Here is an 18,818-nt window from a genome sequence, read left to right on the forward strand (position 1 = left end):
CTAATCTTGAAGAACTGGTTATTCACTAGCAAGAACAAGCCTGCCATAATGGCCGACATGGATGTAGAACACACACATCCTGGTGTCATTTTTCATTTGGATGATGAGTGTCATATTTTAAATATGTATGGCACACTCAGCTCCTTGTTACCAGCACCTTGTCAACATTTCAGTGAACTGCTTGCCACACCCTTGATAGACCGACAACCTCGCCAATGGCAAGGCCAACATCTTTCTTTCAGTTTCAGGACCAAGAGCAAAGATCTGCTCCACACGCACGGAAGCCTGCACAAAATGGACACAGGCTGGAAATTGATACTCATTGATAATACGAAACTGGTGACGCTTAACAATGAGAAAGAGTTAAAGATTAAGTTATTCAACAACGCTATGTGCACTGCTCAAAAAATAACAAACAGCTCCCCAGGTAGTCTGCCAAAGATATTGTCAGATGGCTTGTTCGAGCTCACCGAACTATTACAGCTACCTGGTATAGCCGTTCTGACAAGAGATAATAATGGGCAATGGAAACCCTATCAACAAGCCTTCCATTCAAACTCTTATTTTTTGTACCAAGACAATAGAGCCTTGTCCGAGTTACTTGATAACAAAAACAATGGAAAACCGATAACCATACCTAAAGAAACAGTATACAATGGTACATCCAAAACCATCGCCATTCCATATCACGGGCAACATGGCGTAGATGCCTGGCTGTTAGTCTCCACATTAACACCCATAAGTAAAACTGAGTTTGTCAATGAAAAAGACTGGGCAAGCATAGCTAACACCTTGTTATCTTCGGTAATCATTAAAATAAGTGAAATCCACTACCATTATGAAAAAGCGCGCTATCACTGCATCTCACAGTCGCAGGGTGTTTTCTGGTGGGAGTATGACGCGAACAGAGACACATTCCAATTTTCAGAGCAAATGCAAAAAAAACTGGGAATAATTGAATATTGTACGCGCAACGACCTTTTTCAGCTTATTAACCCTGCAGATCGGGATGAATTCAGAGAGCGGTTGAGTGATGCATCTACAAGAGGAATATCATTTCAACAAAGCATTAGGCTGAAAATACAAGATTCCACGCAATGGTTTCAATTTAGTTTCACCCCTCATGCCTTTAGCCTCCCGGGCTGTATCATCGGCAGCTTGCTTGATATAAATAAAATTCAACATCATGAACAGGAAGCAACAGCAGCAAATGAACGCATACGTTCACTGATAGCCAACGCGCCGGCCATCATTTATTTTCAAAAATATCATGATGGTGCATTGGAAAACGTATTCTTCAGCAACAGCCTTAACACCTTATTAGGATGGGATCCTGAGCAATTTAACGGTGAGCTACTTTTAAAATGTATCCACCCGGATGACAAGGATATATTTTATAAAAAAAACAAGGTGTTACTGAAAAATGGAGTCGTCAGTTGCAACTATCGCCTCATAGATGCCGAGGGAAGCTACCACTGGTTTATGGATGAGGCCAAGTTGCTCTATGATCAATTGGGAAAACCTCAGGAAGTAGTTGGCCTGTATATAGATGTTACCGATGCGACTGTTACCGGTGAAAAACTGTACCAGAGTGAGGAGAGATATCGCATCTTGGTAGAGGACTCACCAGCCATCATTTGTAGATACAATACCGAACTCGAACTCACCTTTGCCAACAATCTATTTCTTTCGTACTTGAGTATCGACTCTCTTAATGAAGCAACCGTCAATCTTAAACAATTCCTGTCAGAAGAACAACTTTCTGCTTTCCGCCAACGCATAGCGTCTCTTTCTTCAGAGACGCCTATCATTAACACCGAGATATGCCTCCATTTGCCTAACAGAGAACCGATATGGGTGGTATGGGCAGAACGAGGGGTCTTTGATGAACACGGAAAGCTCAGTGAAGTACAAGCCGTTGGTCGTGACAATACTGAAGTATACAACGCCAGGCTGGAAATGTACCAAAGTGCAAAAATGGCGATTATAGGTGAAATGGCCACGACCTTGGCACATGAAATGAACCAGCCTCTCAACGTAATGAGGATATCTTTAACCAATCTACTGAGGAAAATAAATAATGATGGATGTAACAAAGATTATATCAAGTCGAAATTAAACAGAATAGAAGATCAAATCATAAGAAGTGCAAAAATAATAGAGCACCTTAGATTTTTCGGCCGTCGTTCGGCTCTGGAGATGACTCTTTTTGATCCTCAGCATGCAATAGATGGAGCCCTCTCCCTTACCCGGGATACTTTAATAAAAAACAACATAGAAATTCATGTTTCCAGTCAACCCTCTCCAATGATACTTGGGCATCAGGATCAACTTGAGCAAGTATTGATTAACTTATTGGTCAATGCAAGAGACGCTATCGCACAACGGCAAGAGTTGGATGATAATCTTTCTGGCCTGATCAACATAGTCGTGCATACAGCAGAAAATCAACTGCTTATTCAGGTAGAAGACAATGGTGGTGGCATACCCGAACATCACCTGAAACATATTTTTGAATCTTTTTTCACAACCAAACCTGCCGGCCAGGGCACGGGGCTTGGTTTACCGGTCAGCTTTGGTATTATCGAACAGATGAAGGGGTCATTAACAGCGGAAAACGCTGACAATGGGGCATTGTTCACCATAAGGATTCCATTCAATAAAGCGTAAAAACAAAACAAGCATTCTAAAATAGACCTTGGACCTCACCCAACTTAGGAGCTGAAGTACTTTATATATATCAATAAAGAGCTATACTGAAAAGCATAATACCAAATTAAGTAAATGGACGATTCCATGGATAAGATGCAGTTCAACACCATATTGATAGTTGATGATGAACCTCTGATCACGGAAGAGCTATCCGAATTTTTCACCGATCATGATTTCGAGTGTATCTCCTGTCACGATGCCGAAAACGCCACCCTGCTGTTTGAACAACACAAGGATATTTGCATTGTACTCAGTGACCTACACATGCCGGGGAAAAATGGACTGGAACTACTTAAAATTCTGCTGAACCTGGCTGCCGAAGAACAACGTCCGTTGAAGTCCGTATTATTCACCGGGCGTTCCGAGAAAGAAGATGTGATCAGCGCCTTAAGGGCAGGCATCTCCGACTATTATTCAAAGCCGCTGGACATGGGAGAAGTTTTAAAGGGTGTAGAAAAACTGAAAAACAGCATCCAACAGGAAACCAGCAGTTTGTTTATGGAAAAAATAAATACAAAACTGCATCAACTCTCTGACTTTATGGACAGCATTAAACAGGATGTATCGTTGTTACAGAATAATGCCATGCTCGCCGAGCCTGAAGTAGCCGGCTCTTCTGCTGCCAGTCAGGAACTACTGGATAAACTATCTCCCCGCCAACAAGCTGTCGCACTGTTGATAGGTAAAGGGATGACCAACTATCAGATAGCCATCGATTTAGAGATCAGTGAGAACACGGTTAAACTATATGTATCCCAGATACTCCGTCTCACCAAAATGCGTAATCGCACCCAGCTAGCACTTTCGCTCTCCAGGCAGTAGTCAATATTGCTATTTTCCAACGCTCCCTTCCACACCCTGCTCGAAAAACGCGGGGATGGAATGTTTGTAACTGTCCAGCCAGCGCTGACTGGCCAGCTCTCGTTCGGCAGGCGTAGCCGCCTGTGGCTGTGTGGATCCGGCATTTCCTTCTCGCTGCAGCTGTAACCAGCGTTCGGTTTGCGAGCGGGCACCATCACCGAATGCCCCGATACGATCCGAATGAGTATTCGCACCGACCCCCGCAGCCAGAACCGACAGAGCCACGCCCAAAACGTTGGATTTTATGCCCATATCTTCACCAGTTAAATGAATCAAGTTTTCAACAAAGGGAGTCCGTTCACTGCCCCGATTAAGAGGCATGCACTACCGGACGGTAATAGGTACTATCGGCTGAGATGCCGCCTGTATTCTCTGCACCCCTTGAACACGGCTAACGCCTTGTGCAGGTACAGTTTCCCCCGCCTGGGTTTCCTTGTCGGGGGCGATAACGGCGCGAACGACACGCTGCTCGGTCGGCGGTACCGGCTGGGCGATCACCTCCTCGGTCAGGGACTCGGCCCGTCTTGGCTGAGCCATCACGGGCGATGTCACGGCAGCAGGAACCGGAGCCGCCCGGCTGGCAACTGCGCTGGCAGCACCATCACCGTCCTCTTGCTTCATCATCTGCGCCCGACTCAGCGCCGCCTGATAGTGGCTGGTGCTCACTTGATAACGGGATGCCAGCTTTGCCGCCCCATCAAAGTTATCCTGATACAGCATCAGTATCAGCAAATTGCGCAACGCCCTTTGCTCGCCCTCGTTAAGCTCGATAGCGGTCAAGAATTCAAAACGGGCCTCATCCAGTTGCCGCTGATTCATATAAACCACCCCCATATCATTGCGCATGGCTTCGTTGGTGGGTTCAAAACCAATTGCCTGCTGCAGATGTTGCAAGGCCTTATCATTGTCCTTTTTCAGCACCGCCATCTGAGCCAGGCCATGGTGTCCTTCCGCCACCAGGCAACTCTCCAGCAGGCTCTGATAGAGGCCTTCGGCCTCTGGGCGCCCCAGCAAGCGCAACACCTGGGCCTTGCCCAAACGCGCCTCGGGCAGATAGGCCGGCAAACGCTCCAGGTTGGCCAAGGCGGCGTGCAAACGCTTTGCAGCCATCATTTCCTTCGACAAGCTGAAAACCAGCTCTTGTTCCTTGGTCAGTGGTTCGCAGGATTGAGGTTTGGCCTGTGCCTGTTTAATGAGGTAGGGTGACGCACCCTCATTCGATTTATAGGCCGATGTGGATACACAGCCACTCAACACACTGGCAGCCAACACCAATCCAGTTACTCGCTTCATCCCATTTCTCCAAACGCCCTGATAATGGCAATAAACCCCGGGCCCGCTAAAACAATCATCAATGCCGGAAATAAAAAACCCACCATGACAATAGACATCTTGGCAGACATCTTGGATATCTTTTCCTGCAACGCGGTGACGCGGCGCTCGCTCAGCAACTCTTTCATGGCCTGCAACGACGCCATGGCTCCACTGCCCTGGCGGGAAAGCTGCTCCAGCACCACGAAACAATCGCTCACTTCATCCACATCCACCAACTGCGCGGTACGGTGCAGCTCCCCCTGCAAATCAAGGCCGGCATCCACCCGTTGCAACAGCAAGCGCAATTCAGCGGACAACTCGGGCAGGATCTGTCGGCCTTCAACGGCCAGGATCCGTAACGCCTGTTCCACCACCATACCCACTTCAAACAGGATCCGCAGCAACGGCAATGCCGACTCAATTTCCACGACCAGCCGCTGCTTGCGTTTCTTTACCGCACTGGCCAACACCCTTTTGGGGACGATATATCCAATCCCAAAGACAAAGAGCATGGCAAGCCAGGATACGCCGGCCTCTCCCTCGAGCACCAGGCCAATCAGCTGCAACAATACCACTAAAACCACCGGTAATCCGAACTGAATAGCAACAAACAACGCCTTCCGGCTGTTTTTTCGCCACCCCAACTGATCCAGTAATTTCATGGTTTCAACATCGAGGCTCAGGCCTTTTTTTCCCAGCCGGCTGCGGCCGAATTCATGCAATAACCGCTCCTTATCAACGGCCGCCGACTTGCCCAGCCGATGATGAACAGAACGTCGTTGCTGCTGGGCTTGATAAAGTATCACCAATAACAAAACGGCCAAGGCTAATTGCAACAATGCGCTGATAATAAAAGCATTCATATCAAATACTCCTCAGCATCCGCCACAGGGCCAAAGAACCGAATACCTGGAAGGCAAAAGCGGTGAGCAATATCAGCTTGCCGGAAGGGTCCTGCCATAAGCCCATTAAAAAATCCGGGCTGGAGATAAATATATAAGCCGCCAGGGTCACGGGCAGCCCGCCCAGCACCAGGGCACTGACCCGGGTTTCCCCCGTCATGGCTTTCAGCTGCCGGCTGGCCTTGTCCCGTTCCTGGATCAAGGAAATCAAATTGCCTAATACCTCGGTGGCGTTGCCACCGTATTTCTGGTTGACCCGGATAGCCAACGCCAGCAGGCGAAACTCCGACTGAGCATAGAACTCGGCAAAGTCTTCCATCGCTTCCTCCAGGCTCCCCCCCCGCTCGATGAACCGCTGGCTCCGGCCCAGGGCGTGGCGCAAGGGATCCGGCGTTGCCGCCGCCGCCAGCGAGAGCGCTTCCCCCAGTGTCCGCCCCGACTTCAGGCTCCGAATCATATGATCCAGCATGGCCGGCAACTGGGCGACCATCTTGACGACCCGTCGCCGGAACCGCCAGGCCATATAACCCCGGCCAAGCAACAGCAGCCCCCCACCGCCTCCCAGGGCCATACCAGCGCCCCAGCCGACATACAATAACAAGATGCAGCCGATGAAGAGGAAGCCCAACACCATCAAAGATATCCCGGATAACTGCAAATCGGCTTTCAACAGGGATTTATCAAGCATCCCCAGTGATGTCTGCTCCCCCCTCCTCCCCGCCATCAACCGCTCGGCAACGGATTCCGCATTCGCCTTCAAACGCGCCTTGCGGAACATCACGAACGACAGGAGCAACAGCACCAGAGCCAACAAGCCCAGCAGCAGCGGTATCTCCATACCTTTCTCCTCCCTGATTCGCCCAGGTATTCTTCAGCCAGGTTCGGCTTAAAGGATATTCAGCAACTTTTCACCACCCGGATTGACGGCCTCCCGTACAAAGGTATGGGCGCCATCGCGCTGTAATTTAAACAGGGTATTGGTGACATATTGGTTATCACGCAATGCGACCACCTCCAGGATCTCGCTGATACAGCGTCGGCCATCGGCCAGACGGATCAACTGAATGACCACGTCGATGGCCGAGCAAACCGTCTGCCGCAAGGTGCGCTCCGCCACCTGGAGGCCAGACATGCCGACCAGACTCTCCAGGCGCAGCAAGGCATCCTGGGCATTGTTGGCGTGCAACGTCGTCATGGAACCGTCATGGCCCGTGTTCATGGCCATCAGAACGTCCAGCACCTCCACGCCGCGGATCTCCCCCAGAATGATACGATCCGGCCTCATGCGCAGGGCATTGCGTACCAAGTCCCGCGCCGCGACCTCGCCATAGCCATCGGCGTTGGGCGGCCTCGTCTCCAGACGCACCACATGGTCATGCTTAAGCTGCAACTCGGCGGTATCCTCAATGGTCACTATGCGCTCGGCCGGAGAAATCACCTGGCTGAGCATGTTCAGCATGGTGGTTTTGCCGGTTCCGGTCCCTCCGCTCACCAGGATATTGCAGCGCCGGCTGACCGCCAGCTCCAGGAACTCCAGCATAGCCTTGTCCAGCGAGCCGGATGCCAGCAGATCGGCACTTTTCAGCATGTCCTTGCGAAACTTGCGCACCGACAAGGCCGGCCCGTCGATGGCGACCGGCGGTATGACCGCATTGATCCGGCTGCCATCCGGCATGCGCGCATCCACCATGGGTGATGATTCATCCAAACGGCGGCCAACCGGGGCCAAAATACGTTGGATGACGCGCAACAGATGGGCATCGTCGATAAAGCGCAAGTCGCTGTGCTGCAATACCCCCTTGCGTTCGATAAAGATACGCTGCGGACCATTGACCAAAATTTCCGTCACCGACGGGTCCCGCAGCAGCGTTTCCAGCGGGCCAAAGCCCACCAGTTCATCCACCAGTTCCTCGGTCAGTTTATCCTGCTCGTAACGAGACAATGGGATCTGGCGCCCTTTGGCATATTCCCCCACCTTGCCGTTGACAAACTGGGCCAGCAGATGCCGGCTGCTGTCCAGCAGGTTGTCGGGCTGCTCTTCCATCGCATCGATAATGTAGCGGTGCAAGGCCCCCTTCAGCAGCGGGGCGTGAAGGGTTCTGTTGCCGTTGTGGCCGAACAAGGGATCATGCGTCATGACACCGCCCCCACCAAACGCTGCAGCCAATTCCGGCTTTCGCCGGTGCCGCTGGTTTTGACAATATGCCGGGCCAGTTGCCCGATTGCCTTGTTCAAGGGCTCACGTGCATCCATTTCAAGCAGGGTTTTTCCCGTATTCTTCACTTTCAGCCTGGCCGGCAGACTGGCGGGCAGGCTGGCCAGCAGGGGCAGCTGAAAGGTGGTGGCCAGGGTGTCGGCATCGGGCGCCACCTGCTTGATATAGCGATCGACAACCAAGCCCGCATGCTCCAGCCGTATACCGCTTTCACGCCAGCGATTGAGCACATGCAGGTTGCGCTTGCAGCAGGACACGCTCTGATCCACATACCAGTAGAGCTGCTGACAGTGATTCACCAGGGTGCGCAGCTGCTCACAGTCGGACTGGCCCACCAGGTTGATCACCACATGATCGAAGTGCTGGCTCAATGCGCCCTTGAGCAGATACAACTCGGTCGAGGGCACCTGGTTAAAGGTCGGATCCTCCTCCCCCAATGCCAATACGCTGAGCCCGCTGCCATGGTGGCAGAAGGCGCTGTCAATCAGGTTGCCATCCAGCCGTCGCAGGTTGCGCAGCGCATCCCCGAAGGTAAAGCTCGGCTTGACGCCCAGGACCTCCAGGCTTTCTCCGGTCGGCCGGCCGAGATCCAGCAGCAACACCCGCTTTCCCTTTTGCTGTAATTGCTGCGCCATATGGGCACTCACCAGGGCGGCATCCGGATCCGGCTGCACCCCGTACAACAGGGTCTGGCAATTCCCGCTTTTCTGCACCGGCAGCACCGGCACCCGTTGCGTAAGGCGGCGTACCAGCCCCAGCACTTCGCTGCTGCGCATGCCGTACACGATAAAATCACGGGCACCGGCGCGCATGGCATTGATCACCAGCTGGTTGTCCAGGCCATCACCCAGCCCCACCACGGTCAGCAACGGGCGGGCTTCGAGCAGGCCTTCGATCAGGCCGCACTGGCTGGTCATGCTATCCGAGTCCAGCCCCACAAAGATCAGGCTGGCCTCGGTGATATCGATAAGCCCGAGAATTTCATCCAGTCGTTCATTGACCGCCAGCACCTGATAAGGCAGTAAGGTAGACTGCAGCCACTCCACATCCTCCTGATTGGAGGAGTACACAAGAAAAGTCTGCTCCACGATTATTCCCCTTATCTGGAAAGCCCGCTGAAGGCATCGAAGTCGCCATTCTCCATAAACAGCAGCTCGAAGGCGTTCGGATTGTAACGACGCAGCCGCTCACCGGGCAGCTCGGGCAAGCGGGCTTCGGCCGCCAAGGGCCGCACCAAGTGCGGCGTGACTATCATCAGCAGTTCTTTTTCTTCCCGCTCGATCCGGGATGAACGGAAAAAGCCGCCCAGCACCGGAATATCCCCCAGCCCCGGCAGTTTATCGACATCGGCGTAATTGCGGGCGCTCATCAGCCCGCTGATCACAAAGCTTTCACCGCTGGCCAGGGCCACGCTGGTATCGGTGCGGCGCACGTTCAGCAAAGGCACCATGGTACCGGCAATGGACACCCCGGAATTAAAATTCAGCTCGCTCACCTCCGGGGCCACCTTGAGCAGGATACGGCGTTCATCGACCACGGTCGGCGTCAGGGTCAGCCTCACCCCGAATTCCTTGTATTCGATGGAGACCGAATCGCTGCCGCTGCTGGGCACGGGAACCGGGAACTCGCCCCCGGCCAGGAAACTGGCGCTCTGGCCGCTGAGCGACACCAGGCTGGGGTTGGCCAGGGTATAGGCGAAGTTGCTGTTTTCCAGGGCATTGATCACCCCCAGCACCTCCCGGCTGCCGCCGCCCCAGGCGATATTGAAGCCGCTGCCCGACAGCGGAACCGGAGTGGCGCTGCCGTCCGGCACCAGGCCGCCGAGCCCTATGCTGCCGGTGGTGTTACCCGGCGCCCCAAACAGGAAGCTGCCGCGCTTGCCGAACAGCGACACCCCCACATCCTTCAGCTTGCTCCGGTTGACCTCCACGAAGCGGATATCGGTTTGCACCTGGCTGGGCAGGGCCGCCCCGCCATCGGCCGGCCGCGCGTCGGGCGCCAGCGCCTGAGAGGCCAGGCCCTTTACGAACACCATGCTCTGGCGTGGCAGCGTGGAGCAGCGGGTCCAGATATTGAGGTTGGTCACGCCGCTGCCCACGCCACTGAGCAGCACGCCACTGCGATCGGTGAGCTTGACGTCGGCCACCGCCGGGTCCCCTACCGCCAGGCGGGAAATGGGCACCGGCAGGCGCAGCTCCTGTTGCATGCCCTGGTTGACTTCCACTATCTCGGGCACCGGCGGCAATGCCGCGCAGCTATTGGCGCTGGCGCCGGCAGACCACCCCAGGGACAGCACCGCCAGCACCGCCAGCGGCGACAACAACGAAGAGGAAAACGCTTTTGTCATGATGTATATGCCTGTTTAAGGAGTCTGCCGGGAAACATCCGGACCACGATAAATGGTTACGCTGGGGGCACGGCTGACCACGCCGGGTTGGGCCGAGGGTTGGGCCGGGGGCCGGGCCTGGCGCAGGGCCAGTTTCTCGAACTGAAACAGTTGCCGCTCCATTTCCTTGATTTCCGTGTCCTTGAGTCCGTCACGATAATAGCCGGCCAGGCGCTGTTCGTCGGCACTGCGCACCGCCAGCCGCAGGGTGCCCACCTGGGAGGCCAGCATAAAGCGGGTAAGCAGGGGGGCGGGCACCGCCAACACCGCCGTGCTGGCCTGGCGCTGGCTCCGCCGGCCGCTGTTGTGGTCGTCGCCCTGGGGGTAGAGCGCCGGCTCGCCGCTGGCGGTGACCGCCAGCGCCTCGCCGAAGCTCAGCACCCGCAACGCCGGCACCACCACCTGGGCGCTTTGGTCGGTATTTTTATCGGTCTCTTTCAGGTACAGCAGCACGTCGACATAATCGCCGGGGCTGATAAAGCCGCCGCCGCCCACCACCTCGTCCACGGCAATGGCCAGGGCGCGCTCCTGCTCGCCGATCAGCCGGGCAAGGGGGCCGCCGGCCTTGAACAACGACTGGTTGAGCATGATACCGGCCGGCAGTGCCTGCCATGCATGACGCCCTATCACCGCGTCGGGCCCGGAAAAGGTGTCGGGGGGGACTATCTTTAGTTGCTCCACCGCCAGGTGTTCGGCGGTAATGACCTCGAAGGGCTGCAGCGGCCTCGCCAGCACCACCACCGGGCTGCGCTGCTCTTCATCCACCCGCTGCACCAGTTGCTGCTGCAGGGGCATGGCCGGCTCCGCGGCCGGCAAGGGCGCAGCCGGGCCGGCCACCGGCGGCTCGCTGGCAGACATTTGACGACTCAGCTTGATCCCCTGATACCCGGCGACCAGGGCCCCCGCCAGCAGCACGCCGGCCAGCCCCAGGGTCAGTCGACTGTTCATCCCTGCACTCCTTGTTGTTTTATTGTTATCGGAATAACGGCGTTCCATCTGCCATTCATCGGGCCTGGCCGCCGGTGCTCGATGGTTTTAGTTGCGCCCGGCACCGCAAAACACCCGTAGACCAGTTTTAAAATTTAAGCCATGATTTTTTATAAATAAACCGGCGACTATGAAAGTCTAACCGAGAAAATGATTAAAAACAGCTGCTTCCCTTTTTTTTCTGCTTTTTTTCATCGGCCACCCCCGGCCCTTGCCGGTGAATGCCCGGCGGTTGACAGCATTAATACTTTGTCTATATTTACTCTTACCTAGAATGGGCTAACCTCTAATGGAGCAGTAAACCTAATAATAACGAGGGAACGAAAATGAACAACACCATCGTCAAAGGATATGTTTACCTTCAAATGAAAATAAGTCATTTTCTGCAGCGGGAAGATGGTGCTTCGGCGATTGAATATGGCATTATCGCCGGCTTGATTGCGGTAGGTATTATCGCCTCCGTAAGTGATATAGGAAAAGAATTGGCAGGTTTTTTCTCAAGCATAAAGACTAATCTTGACACAGCAACAACACCGACAACACCTTAAAACTTTAAATTATACAATAACAAAGCCCTCTATAAAAAGAGGGCTTTTTAGCGTTCAGGTGGGAAAACTAAACTTTATCTCAATCAGAATTAAAGATTGTAACTAATATTAAATCTAAACCGGGGATCCCGGTTTAGGCTATCGATAGCCCTGTCGCCAAAGGGTTTGGCCGCTTCCAGGGTCAGGTGGTAATGGCGCTGGTCGCTAAAACGCACCCCCAGGGCATAAGAGCCCAGCTCCGCATCCGGCCCGCTGCCGTTATAAGAAGCCCGGGCGGTATCCAGGGCCCCGTAGGGTTGCACCAGCCGCAGCCAGCGTTCCTGCGGATAGAAGCGGTAGCCCAGCTCATAGCCCAGGCCCCAGCCCTTGTCCCCCTCGGCCTGGTCGGAAGGATAGCCCCGACCAAAGCTGCGGCCGCCGAAGGCCACCTGCTCGCTGCTGGGCAAATCGTCGCCCGACCAGTAAAAGGCACCGGACAGCAGGCTCTGCCAGCGATCCGCGAACAGGTTGGTCTGCATGCCGCTGATGCGGAAACGCAGAAAATCCACGTCCTTATAGTCGCTCAGGCTGCCGTTCAGCTGCCGGATCTCGCTGTTGGCGCCCAGAATATCCAGGCCCTGATAGAGGCCGCCGCTCAGGATACGCAGCTGGTCTTGTTCGGCCTGTCTCCACTCCCCTTCCAGGGCGACAGCCCGGACCTGGCTGTTGATTTCGGCCTCATCGGACGGCAGCACCAACTCCGACTCCCGCACTTTAAACAGACGCTCGTCGTTCACCGCATAGAGACGGGCACCGGCGGTCAGCGATTCCTTGGCCGTCAGCTTGATGGGATGGGTGACCCCGACCGATACCCTGTCGTTTTTACGCTCCTGCCGGGCCAGCACGGGGGGGCCCTCGGGGTTGATATTCTCCAGATCCTGCTTTTCGCTGCGATAGGCGGAAGCAAAGGCAACGAGCTTGGTGCCCTGGTCGCCCACAAACTGGCTGTAGTCGATGCGGGCATAGCGCTCCCTGTCATCGCCGGGCGGCAGCATGGTGGTCACCTTGACCTGCTCCCCCGCCGCGGTGTGCGAATTCGCCCCGGCGGACAACAACAGTTTGGCATCGTCCTGGGAGTCCAGCTCCAGGCCGGAGGTCACAGTTACCGCCTGGCGGCTGGCCTCCGTAAGCAGGGTGACGGCACCATCGGTGGTGGTGGGCGGCGGCACCGTGGCCTTGACCTTGACGCCCGGCAACTGGGCCATCAGGGCGGTGTAGCGCTCAAAGGTTTCCTGGCGCAGGGGCCTTTCATTCACGATATGGGCCGCAAATTGCCTGATGCGTTTGGCCACGGCCCCTACCTCGCCACGGAGTTCGTGATCCGCCACATAACCTTCGACCAGTACGATGCGCACCTGGCCAAAACTCAGGTTTTGCGCCGGAATAAAGGCGTAAGACAACGCATAGCCATCGTCTTTATAGCGCTGGGTAATTCTTCCGGTAATGTCCACCAGTTGTTTCAGGGTGACCTGCTGCCCGATCAGGGCCGAAAAGGGAGCCGCTATCTCGTCGAAGGGATACACGGTTCCCCCCTCGATCAGCACATTATCCAGCTGGATCAAGGTGTCGGACGGCAGGCTCTGGGTCTGCCCCGCGGTCGGTAAGGAGGTCTGGGCTGTTGCGGGTTGATAGCTATCCGCCGGCAGGTTCTGGCTGGGTAACACGTTATCCACATTATTACTGTTAAGATAAACCGGCACCTCGGCCATGGCCTGAACAAGGGGCAACAATGCCGCCCCCGGGATCAGCCAGCGAGAAAAGGCTCTCATTAAATCAAACTCCTGGATATGAAGCCTCCTGACCGAGGCAATAATGGAACCATTATTAAGATCCCCCTCGCTTTTTGCAAGCAAGCCTTCGCATAGGGCGGGCAATTGTTCAAGCGGCTAGCGATACCGTCAAACCAATAAAAATGCGGCCCCGGATAATCCAAGAGCCGCCAGATAATCACTCAACAATACCGATTATCTTGAGATGATAATCATTACTTTTTCTTGCCGCCGAGCAGCCCCCCTACCAGGCCGCCGCCGTCTGCCAGGCCACCGGTCAGGCCGTCCACTGTGCCGGTATCCTTACCCAGCAGGCCACCGCCTTCGCTGCCGCCCGGCAAGCCACCGCTCAGGCCATCCACCATGCCGGTCGCCTTACCCAGCAGGCCGCCGCCTTCGCTGCCGCCCGGCAAGCCACCGCTCAGGCCATCCACCATGCCGGTCGCCTTACCCAGCAGGCCGCCGCCTTCGCTGCCGCCCGGCAGACCACCGCTCAGGCCATCCACGGTGCCGGTCACCTTACCCAGCAGGCCGCCGCCTTCGCTGCCGCCCGGCAGGCCACCATCCAGCAGGTCGTTTACGATAAGCACCGCTGGGGTAACAGCACCTTGTTCACCAATCAGGCCGTTGGTCAGCTCGCCCACCGGCTGCAAAGCACCGCCGGTCGCGGTAAGCCCTTCAACTGTGGTGGTAATGGGGATCAGCAGCCCCTCCTGGGGTCCAAGCAGGGTATCGGTTAGGCTGTTTACCGGTGCCAGCACCGTGCCCCCTACCAGGTTGGAGACAGCGCCCTGGGTATGGGTGATGCTGCCGGTGCCCATGCTGCCGGACGCCAGTTTGGTGGTCAGGCCGGTGACAATGCCGTTCCCTTTCTCCATCACACCACCAACACTGTAGGTGACAGGTGCCAGGGCTGGATTGCCCAGAATTTTATTTAACTTCCCCACTACCGGATCCAGGGTGCCGTTTTCGCTCAGCAGGCCATTGGTCAGCAGGCCAACCGGCTCAAGCACTCCGCCGGTGCCGGTCAGGCGGTCCAGCTGCCCGGTCACCGGAGACAGCAAGCCGTCTTGCGGATCCGCCAGAGAGGCGACCAGGTCGTTTACCGGCGCCAGGCCGCCTTGGGTACCCGCCAGCTGAGCCACGGCACCTTGCGAGTCCGTCACCGAGCCGGTACCCACGGCACCTTCGGTAAGCCCGTCATTGACCAGCCCCACCACCGGGGACAGGGTGCCTCCGGTACCGATAAGGCCGCCGAAGACGGCTCCTGCGGGCGCCAGTGAACCGGACGAGCCGGTCAAACCGTCAACCACGCCGGTTACCGGCGAAAGCCCCCCCGACTCCCCATTAAGCAGATTGTCGGACAGATCGGACACCGGGCTCAGTGCGCTGTCACCGGCAAGCTCGGTACTCAACTCTTGTACGCTGGCGATAGCGCCACCATTGGAGCCATTGCCGCCACCTGAACCGTTATCACCGCCGGAGCCGTTACCGTTACCGTTGCCACCGCCGGAGCCATTATCGCCGCCGGAGCCGTTATCGCCACCGTCGCCATCGCCGGAGCCGTTATCACCGCCGTCGCCATCGCCGGAGCCATTACCATCGTCGGAGCCGTTATCTCCGTTACCCGGATTACTAGGATTAGCGGTATTGCTGGCCAAATCGGTTTCCAGATTACCGGCACAGCCGGTCATGACTCCCAATGAAAGAATTAATGCCAGTGCGGTAATGTACCTGGTTGCTGAGCGTTCTTTGGTATTTTTCATCTCTCATTCCCGTATTTTGTTAGTCGTTGGATTGTCGCTACAAATACTGAGCACACGATTAAGATGCCACCCATTTCATTAAATACAGCGAATGTGAATACGGCAATTCTAACCTTGGTATTAATCTGTTCTATTCAAACCACAGAAAACAAAAAAAATACACCAACCAACTAATCACAATTAACTATAATTATCGAGCACAAAGGAAAATAACAGCATTACGGAATAGCCTGATGATGTTCATCTCCATATAATGGGATAGAGCAATAATATAAAAACGGAGCAAGGGAATGCGTCAAAAAAATGACATATCTAACAGAAAAAAAACACAAACCGGTGCTGCCAGCATCGAGTTTGCCTTTATTTTTGTGCTGATGTTCGTGCTGTTCTATGGCTTGATCAGCTATGCCATACCACTGATGCTGGCCGCCGCCTACCAGCAGCTCTCCGCCGAGGCCGTGCGCCAGGCGGTGGGTACGCCCAATATCTATCACTACCAGGCGGACAGCGAAGATCCCCGGATAGCCGCCATCAAAGTGAATGCCGAGCAAAAAGCCATGCAGGTGATCAACGACTCTTGGCTGCCCCCCGGTTGGGCCAACAGCTGCGGCGATTACTCCGGCGGCTTTTTGAAAGTATCTGGTGACGGTAGTGAATGGAGTGCCTGTGTGCGCCACGCCACACCTGCCAGCATCATGCCGGCCCTCTCCCTGCTCGGCTGGCAGATCCCCCAGTTGCCCGAAGAAATCAGGGGCGAAGCCAGGTTGCGGATACGCTGATCCCATTATTCAGGAGCTTTGATATGTTGACCTTCCCTTTGTCCCGGCAGCGCGGCGCCTTCAGTATACTGGCGGCCGGCACCCTGATGATGGCCCTGGGCTGCCTGATGCTAGTGCTGGATACCGGCCGCCTCTATATGGAGCAGCGCAAGCTGCAAAAACTGGCCGATACGGCGGCGCTGGAAGCCGTAGCCAGGATGAGCTCGGATCCTGATGGCTATACCTATTGTGGAGAAAAGCCTGGTAAGGCGGATAGCTATGCCAAGCTCAATGTTAGTCACAATGACAAAACCATTGACACAGATAAAGCCTCTATTAAATGTGTGGATATTAAAAATGAAAATGGAATAAGAGTTGTCGATGAAGAGGGAACCGAGGGCCTGGCAACTCAGGTCACGCTGTTTAACGAAGTGCCCACTAGTCTTATTTTTCGGGCAGGCAGTCTATTCAATAATAACATCTCGGCAACCACCACACTCAAAGCTCAAGCCATTGCCATGCAAGAAAGTGAAGCGACCGCTGTTTTTAGTGTAGGAGCAGAGCTGCTACGCCTCGACAATAGTAGGCTGCTTGGCATTCTGTTGAAGAGTGTTGGTTTAAACGTCGACCATCTATCCGTTTTAAACTCTGAGGGATTAGCAAGTGCCTCGGTGACTCCATCAGGGTTATTAAAGGAGTTGGGCGTCGAACTTTCCATCAATCAACTAAGAGCCCTATCTCCGACAGGCTTAGTTGAACTAGAAGAAACGAATGTATCACTCCTTAAAATGATAGAAGCACTCCAGCTTTCCGCCGATGTCGTCAAGCAAAATGAAGTCGTAGCGTTGAGTGTAAATATCCTCGAGCTATTGGGATCATCGGCACAACTGGAACAGATCACTCTGAACCTGTTTTGTCTTACTGAAAGCAATGATGAAAATGACTGCAGTAGTAACCCGGGAGTTATAGCTCTGGCTGCAGGTCAGGGAGCCATCGGTTCCGCCCTGGATGCGCAGATAAACCTGATAGACTTGATAACGACAAGTCTGGCTATTGGCACACAAAAACGAGGACTCTTGCTGGGCTATGATGGATCGGCCAATCTTTCCGAGTTTGAACCTGAATATGTAAAGGGAGTCAACTTACTTGGTTTGATTAAACTTCAGGCCGGCATTGTGGAGCCACCTTCCATCGGCATAGGTCCCGTTGGCACCAAGGCCCGCAATTCTCAGATCCGGTTATTTGCTGATGTGAACACCGGAGACGCTCTTGATACTTTGCTTGGAATAAGGGTCAAACTCCCTATTGCAATTGATCTTGTGAGCGCCACTGGCACCCTGAAGGCGATCAACTGCTCTGCTCCCACCCCTACTGCAACCATAGAGGTCGATAGTAAAATCGGCGGAATCTGCATAGGCAAGTTTGATAATTACAATCTGTGGTCCACCAGTGAAAGCTGTGAAGATAAAGGAATTATACAAGATGAAACCCTAATAAAGATAAAGCCACCTATATTATCGAAATTAACTGGCAGCATAAGTATTACTGACAGCATAACTCTGGACATTAGCCATGCTTCTTCGGAAAGATTAACTCTACAGGAAGGAGAAAGTGATTACACCCAGAGCAACAATCTCTATTTTGGCGCCACCATAAAAAACTTACTAAACGAGGTATTGAATCTATTCTCATCACCAGAGAATTACGATAGAAACATGTTGAAAGAAGAGTGTGGAATACTAGGGTTAGGATGCCTACTCACCGGAGTCCTTAGCGCATTACTCAATGCATTATCAGACATTATAACTCCCTTGATCTCGTCGCTGGTTTCGCCATTGCTTGATCTGGTAGGAAATGTGCTGAGTTCAATACTTGAAGGTCTCGGTATAGATCTCTCCACCACGGATGTAGTGCTGCATTCCATAAGCTGTGGAGCTCCTCCCATACTGATAAATTAAAAAAGGAATAAAGCATGAGACATTCCTTACAAAAAAAAGAGAAGGGAGCCGTGGCCATCGAGTTTGCGGCCCTGTTTCTAATTTTTTTTACCTTGGTCTACGCCATACTGGCCTATAGCCTGCCCCTGCTGCTGGGCATTGTTTTCCAGCAAATCTCGGCCGATGCCGGCCGAGCCATTCTAAAGGTGGATCCGGCACAGGAAGAGACAACCTATATAGCAAAAATCAATGAGCAGATAGGTATCACAGTGGATAACTTTTCCTTTCTTCCCGCCAGCTGGCGAGATGGAAACTGTGCAGCGCCGCAGGAGGGAAACTGGCAGCTCTTGCCTGCCGGCTCAGGACATCCCAGCTATGGCCACTGGAGCAAAAGCGATGTTGCAGGAGAAACACGCCTGCTTGTACACATCTGTCTGCAGCGAAAATATAACAAGGATGGGCCTGACTCGGACCGAGCCATTATTCCCATATTGGAATTCTTTTCGGTAAAGATCCCGACCCTACCTACCAATAAGCAAGGTGACACTGTCATCAGCGGCTCCACTATGGTGATGCTGTAGCACCCGCATACCTGACAACAAGGCCGGTTACCCGGCCTTGTTC

General features: G+C 54.2%; 16 protein-coding genes. 6 read left to right on the forward strand and 10 right to left on the reverse strand.

The genetic code is table 11. The features are described from left to right. The first annotated feature begins 6 nt into the window (after positions 1 to 6). Entirely contained in the window at positions 7 to 2,670 is a 2,664-nt protein-coding gene (locus JKV55_RS04495) for a PAS domain-containing protein (protein WP_202082604.1), read from the forward strand. Positions 2,671 to 2,796: 126 nt separating this feature from the next. Further along, a complete protein-coding gene (locus JKV55_RS04500) occupies positions 2,797 to 3,534 on the forward strand; it encodes a response regulator (protein ID WP_202082606.1) in 738 nt (245 codons plus the stop codon). Positions 3,535 to 3,543: 9 nt separating this feature from the next. Here JKV55_RS04500 and JKV55_RS04505 read toward each other — a convergent pair whose 3' ends face one another. From JKV55_RS04505 to cpaB, 8 genes are read right to left on the reverse strand one after another with little or no spacing between them, the layout of a single operon-like run. Further along, positions 3,544 to 3,894 (reverse strand): DUF3613 domain-containing protein, encoded by a 351-nt coding sequence (locus tag JKV55_RS04505; protein ID WP_202082608.1) that lies wholly within the window; start codon positions 3,892 to 3,894, stop codon positions 3,544 to 3,546. A gap of 3 nt (positions 3,895 to 3,897) precedes the next feature. Then, on the reverse strand, positions 3,898 to 4,866 hold the full coding sequence (locus tag JKV55_RS04510) for a tetratricopeptide repeat protein (RefSeq protein WP_202082610.1): 969 nt from the start codon (positions 4,864 to 4,866) through the stop codon (positions 3,898 to 3,900). Continuing rightward, positions 4,863 to 5,750, reverse strand: coding sequence for a type II secretion system F family protein (locus JKV55_RS04515; RefSeq protein ID WP_202082612.1), 888 nt, complete (start codon positions 5,748 to 5,750; stop codon positions 4,863 to 4,865). Before JKV55_RS04515 ends, JKV55_RS04510 begins: the two co-directional genes overlap by 4 nt. A 1-nt stretch (position 5,751) precedes the next feature. Next, positions 5,752 to 6,627: a type II secretion system F family protein gene (locus tag JKV55_RS04520; protein WP_202082614.1), complete on the reverse strand. Its 876-nt coding sequence runs from the start codon at positions 6,625 to 6,627 to the stop codon at positions 5,752 to 5,754. A 48-nt stretch (positions 6,628 to 6,675) separates the two neighbouring features. Then, positions 6,676 to 7,926, reverse strand: coding sequence for a TadA family conjugal transfer-associated ATPase (locus JKV55_RS04525; RefSeq protein ID WP_202082617.1), 1,251 nt, complete (start codon positions 7,924 to 7,926; stop codon positions 6,676 to 6,678). Next, on the reverse strand, positions 7,923 to 9,092 hold the full coding sequence (locus tag JKV55_RS04530) for a CpaE/TadZ family protein (protein WP_202082619.1): 1,170 nt from the start codon (positions 9,090 to 9,092) through the stop codon (positions 7,923 to 7,925). The genes JKV55_RS04525 and JKV55_RS04530 overlap by 4 nt, the downstream gene beginning before the upstream one ends. A gap of 11 nt (positions 9,093 to 9,103) precedes the next feature. Next, positions 9,104 to 10,351: a type II and III secretion system protein family protein gene (locus JKV55_RS04535; RefSeq protein WP_202082621.1), complete on the reverse strand. Its 1,248-nt coding sequence runs from the start codon at positions 10,349 to 10,351 to the stop codon at positions 9,104 to 9,106. 15 nt (positions 10,352 to 10,366) lie between these two features. Continuing rightward, entirely contained in the window at positions 10,367 to 11,338 is a 972-nt protein-coding gene (gene cpaB, locus JKV55_RS04540; RefSeq protein ID WP_202082623.1) for a Flp pilus assembly protein CpaB, read from the reverse strand. Positions 11,339 to 11,703: 365 nt separating this feature from the next. Here cpaB and JKV55_RS04545 point away from each other — a divergent pair, with 365 nt between their 5' ends. After that, positions 11,704 to 11,925: a Flp family type IVb pilin gene (locus tag JKV55_RS04545; RefSeq protein ID WP_202082625.1), complete on the forward strand. Its 222-nt coding sequence runs from the start codon at positions 11,704 to 11,706 to the stop codon at positions 11,923 to 11,925. A gap of 89 nt (positions 11,926 to 12,014) precedes the next feature. On the opposite strand, the gene JKV55_RS04550 is transcribed toward JKV55_RS04545, so the two are convergent. After that, positions 12,015 to 13,733 (reverse strand): ShlB/FhaC/HecB family hemolysin secretion/activation protein, encoded by a 1,719-nt coding sequence (locus JKV55_RS04550; protein ID WP_202082627.1) that lies wholly within the window; start codon positions 13,731 to 13,733, stop codon positions 12,015 to 12,017. A gap of 215 nt (positions 13,734 to 13,948) precedes the next feature. Beyond that, complete coding sequence (locus JKV55_RS20085) at positions 13,949 to 15,499, reverse strand: hypothetical protein (RefSeq protein ID WP_202082629.1); 1,551 nt, start codon at positions 15,497 to 15,499, stop codon at positions 13,949 to 13,951. 290 nt (positions 15,500 to 15,789) lie between these two features. Between JKV55_RS20085 and JKV55_RS04560 the strand changes: the two genes are divergently transcribed. Genes JKV55_RS04560 through JKV55_RS04570 form a run of 3 tightly spaced genes read left to right on the forward strand, consistent with a single transcriptional unit; the run spans position 15,790 to position 18,775 of the window. Next, a complete protein-coding gene (locus JKV55_RS04560; protein WP_202082631.1) occupies positions 15,790 to 16,278 on the forward strand; it encodes a TadE family protein in 489 nt (162 codons plus the stop codon). Between the two features lie 23 nt (positions 16,279 to 16,301). Next, positions 16,302 to 18,215, forward strand: coding sequence for a pilus assembly protein TadG-related protein (locus JKV55_RS04565; RefSeq protein WP_202082633.1), 1,914 nt, complete (start codon positions 16,302 to 16,304; stop codon positions 18,213 to 18,215). A 14-nt stretch (positions 18,216 to 18,229) separates the two neighbouring features. Beyond that, positions 18,230 to 18,775, forward strand: coding sequence for a TadE/TadG family type IV pilus assembly protein (locus JKV55_RS04570; RefSeq protein WP_202082635.1), 546 nt, complete (start codon positions 18,230 to 18,232; stop codon positions 18,773 to 18,775). Positions 18,776 to 18,818: the final 43 nt, after the last annotated feature.

The organism is Zobellella iuensis (assembly GCF_016746085.1).
GTDB classification, from domain to species: Bacteria; Pseudomonadota; Gammaproteobacteria; order Enterobacterales; family Aeromonadaceae; genus Oceanimonas; species Oceanimonas iuensis.